At 69.0% G+C, this 2,588-nt stretch carries 1 protein-coding gene; it reads left to right on the plus strand.

All coding sequences use genetic code 11. The annotated features are described in order from the left end of the window. A partial coding sequence (locus DFR29_RS28715; RefSeq protein ID WP_133822068.1) for an MSCRAMM family protein occupies positions 1–2,588 on the plus strand: 2,588 nt, incomplete at both ends.

Genomic DNA, 2,588 nt, shown 5'->3' on the forward strand with positions numbered 1-2,588 from the left:
ACCGGCAGCAGCAAGGCCTACGACCACGGTGCCGTGCAGCTCAGCGTCAACGGTCAGGCGTTCGGCGGTGCCAGCAGCGCACGCCTGCAGGCGGCTCGGCGACAGTTCCAGATCGAGCAGGTGGGCACCGTCGCCGGCCTCAGGTTGTCGCGCCAGGTCTACGTGCCGCGCGGCAGCTATTTCGCGCGGTATATCGACACTTTCGAGAATCCTGGCGCCACACCGGTCAGCGTGGCCGTCGCCGTGCAGAGCCGCATGCCTCTGGCCAGCATCCTCGCTACCTCCTCCGGCGATGCTGCGGTCGATGCGGCCGACCGCTGGGTGTTGGCCGATGACGAGGACGATGGCGACATCGGCCTGTCGAAACAGTCGCCGAGCCTGGCCCACGTGTTCGCCGCCACTTCCGGTGCTCAGGCGCCCGACAGCGTGGCGTTCGTCCAGGACAACGGCGTCGGCGTGCTGACCCAGACGTGGTCGACGCTGACGGTGCCGGCGGGTGTCAAGGTGTCGCTGCTGCATTTCGCCGTCCAGCAGATCAACCGCCGAGGCGCGCGCGCGGCCGCCGAACGGTTGGTGCAGCTGCCGCCGGAGGCGCTGAGCGACCTGTCGCCGGAGGAGGCGGCCGCCATCGCCAACTTCGCCGTACCGGCGGACGTGAGCAGCAGCGTCGAGCCGCTGCCGTCGCTGACCGCCAGCGTCCGCGGTGTCGTTTACGAAGGCGACGGGCGCATTGCGGTGCCCGGTACCCACGTCACCGCGCAGTCCGAACATCCGCTGTTCAACCGCCAGTGGGGTCTGCGCGCGGATGGAATGTCCGGGTGTCCCAGCGGCACGGCGATCGGCGGCCTGGTGGCCGGCAGCGGAGGCGCTGGCCAGCCGCCGGCTGGCAGCTACCGTTTCGACGGTCAGCTCGGCGCCGACGATTCCGTCGCCGTGCCCGAGGGCGTGGCCGTTAACCTTGAAGCGCAGCCGGACGGCGGCTGCTTTGAGGATTTCGCGGGCCATCCGGTCACGCAAATTCCGTCGCGCCGTGCGACGGTGACGGCCTCGGGCGAGCAGGATCTGTTGTTCGACAGCGGCGTCATTTACGGCACAGCGGTCGGTCCGGCGGACTATTCCGTGACCCACGGTCGGGCGTACTTGTCGATCCACGATCCCGATCCACCGAACAACGACTACGTGCCCGTCGGGCTGGATGCCACGTTCGCCTATCCAGGCCTGCCGCCAGGCCGCTACGACTTCATCTTCGACGTCCCGCACCCGCAGGCGCAGACGCCCGAGCGCCGCCTGCGTGGCCTCAGCAAGCAGGTAGACATTGCTGTGGGCCAGATCAAGGCCATCGAAGTGCCGATGCAGCCCACCGGCAGCGTGCACGGAACCGCGCTGACGGCCAACGCTGAGGCGGTGGTGAACGCGCGCGTGAAGTTGTCCGGCGAGGCGGCAGGCCAGGGCTACGACCAGTGCGACAGCGGCTGTGCTGCCGGCGCGTTGGGCGTCAACCGAGGCAAACGGCCGGTGCAGCGCGAAGCGGTCACCGACACCCTCGGCCACTTCGACTTCAGCGCTGTGCCGGCGGGCAGCTACCGTCTCACCGTGATCGACCCGATCTCCGGCGCCGACAACGTTTCCACGTTCGACGTTCAGGCCGGCCTGCAGCCGACCGTGCGCGAGGTGGTTCTGCTGCCTCTGGGTTCGGCCCAGTTGCAGGTGAACTCGGCCGGCGGCAATCCGGTGGTCGATGCCAACGTCTACCTGCGTTCCAGCACTTTCGCCGGCGAACGCGTGGCCGGGCGCACCGATGCGCAAGGCCGCGTGCTTGTGGCCAACATTCCGCAAGGCGACTACACCGTGCGCGTCAGCGATCCGCGCTTTGGGACGGCTGAGAGCGACCGTCAAGTCAGCGGCAGCATCGCCGTGGGCGGTGAGCGCGACGACTACACCGTGGTGTTGCGACCGGCGGCGCGGTTGCGCGTGCGGGCGCTCGACGCCGACGCCGGAAACGCCGCGATGGAGGACGTGCGCGTGCTCTACGCCGTGGGCGGTGCACCGTTGGCCGAGATCGGCCGCACCGGTGCCGACGGCTGGTTCGACGCCGGCCTCAAGCTCGATGGCGAGCACCGCTATCAGCTCGTCGCCAGCGATGGTCGCCAGAACGGCACGCGTTTCGTTGTTGAGGCAGCGAGCGACAACCAGGAGCTCGTGCGTGAGCTCCTGCTCAGCGGAGGCGCAGAACGCGAAGGCGTGCTCGGCTTTGCTGGTGAGCGCCAACTGCTCGGCCTGACGTTGGCTGCCGGCGACCGGCTGAGCCTGTCGATCCGGGCCTTCGCCCAGGGCACTGCACCGGATACCTGCGCCGTCCGCGTGCAGCTGTACGGCACCGATCGCAGCTTGCTTGCCGAGGGTTACGGCGACGGCGCCGCCGGTGGCTACCAACAGGTCAACCTCAGCGGCGATCTGCGCGACACCGGCGCCGATTCTGCGGGTTTTTACACTATTGCACTTTCCACACTGGACCCCGTCTGTGCCTTGGCCGGCTACCGCGTCGGCGCCAGCGTCGGCGGCGCGGCCCAGCCACTGGACGAGTACCA

It is taken from the genome of Tahibacter aquaticus (genome assembly GCF_004363655.1).
GTDB classification, from domain to species: Bacteria; Pseudomonadota; Gammaproteobacteria; order Xanthomonadales; family Rhodanobacteraceae; genus Tahibacter; species Tahibacter aquaticus.